We start from the raw sequence: 6681 nt of genomic DNA on the forward strand, positions 1-6681 counted from the left end.
TTGAGGGCACTATAAATCTGGGGCATCTTGCCACCAGTAAATTCTACGTCCACAACTGGACCAATAACTTGGGTGAGTTTACCCACGTTTGTTTTTTCTGCGGTGCTAGCCATGTGCCGTTACTACTTATTATTGTGTGATTTTGTCTATAGCGATTCGAGCAACAAACCAGATCGTCGATCTGTTGTTTTAGTTATCGGTTCGGTTATTAGTTCTGTAGTTTTCAGCGATTTGTCACCCTCGATCGGGTAGAAAACATCGGTACTAGAGTTTCCACTCTCGATCGATCTCCCAATTGCTGTTGACTTTTGACTTTTGACTGAATCGATACAGTTTGTTAGCTACTCTTAATATTTTGCAATGCTATGGTTTAGTTTATCATCGAACGCGCACGGTGCTGTGGGTATTTATCGGGATTACCTAACGGTAGGCTACGCCAACGATCGAACTTTCGCTCGCTCGCTCAAAACACTAGATTTAGATCCCGCACCGATGTGTATGCTGTCGCTAGCTTACTCGATACCCAGTGCCCAATGCACAACAGCCGGATAATAGGCAAGAGATCCGCTATGCTCACTCTTTGCGACTGCGTGCTTGCGATCGAGATAGGTGCGTAATTTGGCGCGGATCGATCGATTTTCTAAAGCGGTGAGTACCTGAGTAGCGGACTGATATCGATCGGGTAGAGATATCTGCATCATTTTACTGATGATTTCGCGCAAGTCGATACTAATCTCTAGTGTGTCTGCCCAAATGAGTTCGCAAGTGTGAGGATCGGTGGGAAACTGACTCGGTTCTTTTCCAGTTAATAGATAAACGCAGGTGATGGCTAAGGCGTAAATATCGCTAGCATAGACTGCGCGATTAGCTAATTGTTCTGGCGGCGCAAATCCTGGCGTGCCAATTGATTGGCTGCTGGATATCGCTTGTTGTTGCACCGTAGTGGGAGGATATATGTCTTTAACGGCACCGAAATCCACCAACACAAACCGGAGATCGGTTTGGCAGAGAATAATGTTCTGCGGCTTGATATCGCGGTGAATCAGATGATGAGAGTGGATATATTCCAACAGTTTCAGCATCTGAATCAAAAATTCTTCGACTTCTGATTCCGTAAATTTCCGCTGTTGACTGACGATCTGCGTCAGTACGAGACCAGGAATATATTCTTCAACCAGATAGAGATCGGTACCAATCTTAAAATAATCAAGTAAGGTAGGAATTTGAGCATGACTGCCCAGACGACTCAAACTGAGTGCTTCTAGCTCGAACTGTCTGTAAGTGTCAGCAATTAGGTTTGGATCTGTAAATTGTGGCGCAAGTTTCTTGATGACACACAATGGCTGGCCTGGTAAGTAAATATTATCAGCCAAAAAGGTAATCCCAAAGCCACCTCGACCCAATCGCGATCGAATTAGATATCGGTTGGCGAAGATCCCATCCCGATCTGATGCATAGACTGGTATCTGCCATCCCAAGCTATCCCGCTCAAATTTAGCTGATGTGGCAGACTGAATGGTGACAGCATCGGTCATAAGCAAATCGATTATTTTGCAGAGCGGCTGCACCAAACATTTTCATATCGGCACAACTGAAATAGCCGATAATTCACTATCATACTAGCTATATCCCAAGGACTTCTCAGCCAATTCAAGTATTTTTCGATGACAAGTAGGAGAATTTTATAAATTAACCGCTGGTGAAAACCGGTAAGATCGAAAGATAAAATCGCCAACTACCCCATCATCTCTCCCTCTGGTCTATGTCCAACAATTATGTACCGATGTCTACTCAACCATTACTTTCTGCCCGAGGATTGTGTAAGACTTTTGGCGGTGTTAAAGCGGTTCAGCAGGCAGGGATCGAAGTAGCCACAGGGAGTATTACAGGTTTAATCGGCCCCAATGGAGCGGGAAAAACTACTTTCTTCAACCTATTATCCAATTTTATTCGGGCAGATTCTGGTCAAATCGAATTAAATGGTCGAAAAATTGATAACTTACAATCGCATCAAATCGCTAGATTAGGGATGGTGCGGACATTTCAGGTCGCAAAAGCTCTATCTCGTATGTCCGTATTAGAGAATATGATGTTGGGAGCTAAAGATCAGATGGGTGAGAAATTTTGGCAAGTATGGTTACAGCCAAATCAAGCGCGAATCGAGCAGCGGGAGTTGAAAGACAAGGCAATGACGATTCTTTCCTCGGTGGGTTTGAGTGCGAAGGTGAATGACTATGCGGGGGGACTATCGGGGGGACAACGGAAGCTGCTGGAAATCGGGCGGGCATTAATGGCAGATCCGAAGTTAATTTTATTAGATGAGCCTGCGGCAGGGGTCAATCCCCGCTTGATTGAGGATATTTGCGGTCACATTCATAACTGGCGGAAGGAGGGTTTAACTTTTTTGATTATCGAACATAACATGGATGTGATTATGACTTTATGCGATCGAGTCTGGGTATTAGCTGAAGGAACTAATCTTGTCGATGGAACGCCAACTAAGGTGCAAAACGATCCGAGGGTGATTGAGGCTTATTTGGGAATAGATTGAGTTGGTTGAAGGTTGAAAGTGATGGTCTGATTGTACTGAGCGGAGTGATTACTCGATCGATGAGAATTATTGCTTATATTTATACAGATCCACTGATTGAATCACCTCCAGATTTAGAGATTTGGGGGTGGGAGATCGATCGAGTCTATCAAGATTTGGGACAGCGGGACGAACTCGATCGATTGTTACAGGATTGTGTGAAAGAAGGATGCGATTATTTATTAGTCAGACGTTTGGATGAATTAGGCGATTCCATACGGGAAATCCAGCAAGTTTTGTCAAAATTGCAGGAGCGAAATGTCGAGTTAATTACTACTGAAACTGACATCGAACGGCAATTAACGCTGTTGCAATTAATCGACACAATTCATTCTAGTCAAGTCAGTCGGCGGATGCGACAAGGACATGCCCGCAATCGGTTAAAATTTTTGCCACCGCCAGGGAAGGCTCCCTATGGTTATCGACGGGGCAAGGATAAATATACGATCGATCGATCGGCGGCTCCTGTCGTCAAGGATTTTTTCGATCGATTTATCATCTATGGTTCGTTGCGGGGTGCAGTTCGATATCTGGAGAAAAAATACAATAAAAAGATTGCTGCTTCTACGGGGCTAAGGTGGCTTTCTAATGCCGTCTATCGGGGTGATACATCATATCTTAATGGTGAGGTAATTTCGGATACTCACGCGGCGATTTTATCGCGGGATGAGGCAGCCCAGATCGATCGATTATTACGTCGCAATCGACGATTGCCACCTCGCACGGCTAGTGCGCCGAGATCGCTGGCTGGGTTAGTTAATTGCAGTCATTGCGGGCAAACTATGACCATAACTAATGTCTCGGCTCCGCGTCGAGTTGAGAAGTATTTATATCTACGTCCGACTCATTGCGATCGAGTACCCAAGTGTAAATCGATCCGGTACGATCGAGTCTTGACGACGACTATCGATCGAATTTGTGCGGATTTACCCATTGCTGTAAATCAGATGGGGATGCCTAATTTGGATGGATTAAAAGCCAAAGTATCTCAGGAAATTGTTGATAAAAAACAGGCGATTGAGTCTCCAGGATCGAGGATCTCTCAACGAGAAACTGAAGATTTACGCATCTACAAACTGAAAACAGAAATCTCCCAACTCCAAGATAGATTAGCGGCATTTCCACCAGTAAACCTCCAATCCCTAGCCCAAGCGGTTTCAATTTCGCAATTTTGGCTGGATTTATCCGAATCAGAACGCCGCTTCTACTTTCGGGAATTCATCCGATCGATCTCGATCGATCCGCAAGCTGCTAATTTAGATCTACAATTACGGTTTATTTTTTGACCATATTCCAGCAATGATTGAGCCAGCAGTTACGATTTATCCAGGTTATTTATCACCAACAGCAGCAACCGAACTATACATCCAACTACGCGATCGCATTGAGTGGGATTTGCGGATCAGTGCGCGGAAAACTGCTTGCTTTGGGCTATCTTATAACTATTCTGGCTTGACCTATGAAAATAAGCCGATGCACTCTCTGCTTCAGCCTCTATGTGCGCGGCTGCAAGCAACCTTGGGATTTGAACCAAATAGCTGTCTGATCAACTTCTACGAAGATGGACGCGCCAAAATGGGCTTCCACTCCGACGAAATCGATAATCTCGAAGATGGTACGCAGATTATTATTATCTCTCTAGGTGTCGATCGGAAGCTCTCATTTCGATCGAAAGCTGATTACTCCCAACGGCTGCAATATCTACTGTCTCACGGTTCATTGTTGTACATGAGCCAGCGCACTCAAGAATTTTGGAGTCATGCGATTAAAAGAGCGAATGTGCTAGATGGTCGCATCAGCCTGACATTTCGCCGAATCATTCCAGATTGGCCTTTATCCTAGACATCTTCCCAGATGCTAATTTGAGGTTTCGTAGACCCTTACCCCACCCCAACCCTCTCCTTAGAAAAGGGCGGGAGTAAGAGTCGGGCGATTTTCCTAACCCGAACTCCTGCGTAGCGATAATAAACCTGCGATCGTAATCCCACAGTAATTTGCAGCCAGATCTACCAGATCGAACGTCCGCCACGGTATCCAAATTTGAGAAAACTCTTCGATCGTAATGGCTATCGCCACGATCGAGCAACCTAATAATACTTTTTGACGACCAATTTTTATCGTCCGACCATTAAATGCATAGTTGAGCAAAAATGCCAAAGTGCCAATCAGCACAAAATGCCCAAACTTGTCACCAAATGGCAGCAGATTAACCCATTGGATAATTCCCCGCAGCCGCCCCAGATCGTTGGCAATAATCACACCTGAAACAAACAATAAAAATAAGCAAAAAGGCAGCCAACGTTTCAGGAGCATATAGTCAAATCCGACGATCGATATCAGTTAAGCAACAATAGCCCTGGGGGCTTGTCCAGAAATATTGGGAATTGTTCGGTCAATCGCCCTACTCGATCTAGCAAAATTAGGCTAAAATTTGAGGGTGTAAAGATAATATTAAACTTATTTTTAAAGCCTGAAAGCAAATACCAACACGGCTTGTAAACTTTTCAGTGCTCCCTTTCAGGTAACTACATGAACTTACTCGAATCGATCGTCCCATTCGACAGCTATGCCACTGCAATGGCTCAAGATGTCTTGGGTTGGCTGGGGATGAGTGTAAAAGTCCAGAATCTCGATCGATTGCCTCCTTCTGGACCACTACTAATTGTCTGCAATCATCGCAGCTTCCTCGACCCCTTTTTACTCACCAGTTTTCTCAAGACACCGATAAACTTCGTCTGTCACCGGTACATGGGTAATGTCCCCGTCCTGCGCGAGGTGCTACAAACCTGTGGCGGCTTCCCCTTGAGCAATAGTGACTGGTATCCCGATCTATTGCACCATTCTACCGAACTATTCGATCGAGGTAAAACCATCGGCATCTTTCCAGAAGGCGCGGCTCCAATGCTCGATACTCCCGCTCCTGGCGTGTTACGCCCTTTTTATCGCGGCTTCGCTCATTTGGCATTGCAGGCGAAAGTTGTCAACCTCCAGATTTTGCCAGTAGCGATTTTTTCTCAAGCCGAAATGCAATGGCCAGCAGTGCCTCTGAGCGTGCTGCATCGCTTAGATCCGTTAGAGCCGCTGTTCAAACAAGATGGTTGGCACCCAGCAGTGCTATATCGAGAAATCGCGATTAGAATTGGCACACCGATCTCGATCGCGCCATATAGCGAACACTACCACGGTCGCCAAGCTGGTACAGTAGTAAAAGATCTCACCGCCACCTTATCCAGACAAGTTGCTGACCTGCTCGTCGCGTAAACCATGCAGCTTCATTCTCCGAGTTTTTTCCAGCCTCGAACCGCCCAGCCTCATCTTCCACTGTTTGTATTTTTTCCAGGGATGGATGGAACTGGTCAGTTATATCACACCCAAATCGACCGATTAGCAGCCAAATTTGATATTCGCTGTCTCAAAATTGCCTCTAACGATCGCACCAATTGGTCGGAATTGGTCGATCGATCTTTACAGCTCATTACCAAAGAGCTACCGGAAGGGCGTGAGGCATACTTCTGCGGCGAGTCTTTTGGTGCTTGTTTGGCGATGCAAGTAGCAGGGCAAATGAGCGCGAAAATTGGCAAGTTGGTGCTGATCAATCCCGCTTCTTCGTTCGGACGATGGCCGTGGCTAGCCAGCGGAAGTGCCCTGTCTGGACTGTTGCCAGATGCGCTGTATCCCCTGTCGGCGAGGATTTTGATGAATTTTTTAGTTTCAGCAGATCGAGTCGCCGCAGCAGAGCGTCAAAGTTTACTAGATGCAATGCTTTCGGTACAACCGCAGACTGCGGCTTGGCGATTAAACTTGCTCCGACAGTTCCAGGTTGATTCGGTCGTCCCCAAAATTATCGATATTCCAACGGTACTGATTGCTGGAGGACTCGATCGACTGTTGCCATCGCCCCTAGAGGTGCGCTTTCTAGGCCGAATGCTCCCCAAGTCAAAAACTACTCTACTACCTTACAGTGGTCATGCTTGCCTACTAGAACAGGATATTAATCTAGTCGATCTACTGTGAAATCGAACATTTACCTAGAACAGCAGAATGCCCCCACCAGAACGGTACTCCGTTTGGTGGTGGATTGGTCGGGTCAC

Annotated in this window: 8 protein-coding genes; 5 read left to right on the forward strand and 3 right to left on the reverse strand. The window is 45.9% G+C overall.

Annotated elements, in window-relative coordinates:
* Positions 1 to 113 (reverse strand): hypothetical protein (locus RMO55_RS11775; RefSeq protein WP_310426756.1); only part of this gene is annotated, 113 nt, incomplete at its 3' end.
* A 399-nt stretch (positions 114 to 512) separates the two neighbouring features.
* Positions 513 to 1535: a serine/threonine-protein kinase gene (locus tag RMO55_RS11780; RefSeq protein WP_310426745.1), complete on the reverse strand. Its 1023-nt coding sequence runs from the start codon at positions 1533 to 1535 to the stop codon at positions 513 to 515.
* 227 nt (positions 1536 to 1762) lie between these two features.
* Here RMO55_RS11780 and RMO55_RS11785 point away from each other — a divergent pair, with 227 nt between their 5' ends.
* From RMO55_RS11785 to RMO55_RS11795, 3 genes are read left to right on the forward strand one after another with little or no spacing between them, the layout of a single operon-like run.
* A complete protein-coding gene (locus RMO55_RS11785) occupies positions 1763 to 2551 on the forward strand; it encodes an ABC transporter ATP-binding protein (RefSeq protein ID WP_310426747.1) in 789 nt (262 codons plus the stop codon).
* A gap of 59 nt (positions 2552 to 2610) precedes the next feature.
* A complete protein-coding gene (locus RMO55_RS11790) occupies positions 2611 to 3876 on the forward strand; it encodes a recombinase family protein (RefSeq protein ID WP_396134275.1) in 1266 nt (421 codons plus the stop codon).
* A gap of 13 nt (positions 3877 to 3889) precedes the next feature.
* A complete protein-coding gene (locus tag RMO55_RS11795; RefSeq protein WP_310426750.1) occupies positions 3890 to 4432 on the forward strand; it encodes an alpha-ketoglutarate-dependent dioxygenase AlkB in 543 nt (180 codons plus the stop codon).
* 96 nt (positions 4433 to 4528) lie between these two features.
* Here the strand turns inward: RMO55_RS11795 and RMO55_RS11800 are convergent, their stop codons facing one another.
* Complete coding sequence (locus RMO55_RS11800; protein WP_310426751.1) at positions 4529 to 4903, reverse strand: VanZ family protein; 375 nt, start codon at positions 4901 to 4903, stop codon at positions 4529 to 4531.
* A 216-nt stretch (positions 4904 to 5119) separates the two neighbouring features.
* Here RMO55_RS11800 and RMO55_RS11805 point away from each other — a divergent pair, with 216 nt between their 5' ends.
* Positions 5120 to 5851 carry a lysophospholipid acyltransferase family protein gene (locus RMO55_RS11805; protein WP_310426753.1) on the forward strand — a complete coding sequence of 244 codons (732 nt, stop codon included), beginning with the start codon at positions 5120 to 5122 and terminating at the stop codon, positions 5849 to 5851.
* Positions 5852 to 5854: 3 nt separating this feature from the next.
* Positions 5855 to 6604: an alpha/beta hydrolase gene (locus RMO55_RS11810; RefSeq protein WP_310426754.1), complete on the forward strand. Its 750-nt coding sequence runs from the start codon at positions 5855 to 5857 to the stop codon at positions 6602 to 6604.
* Positions 6605 to 6681: the final 77 nt, after the last annotated feature.

The sequence above is a fragment of the Chamaesiphon sp. VAR_48_metabat_135_sub genome (genome assembly GCF_031418915.1).
GTDB lineage: Bacteria > Cyanobacteriota > Cyanobacteriia > Cyanobacteriales > Chamaesiphonaceae > Chamaesiphon.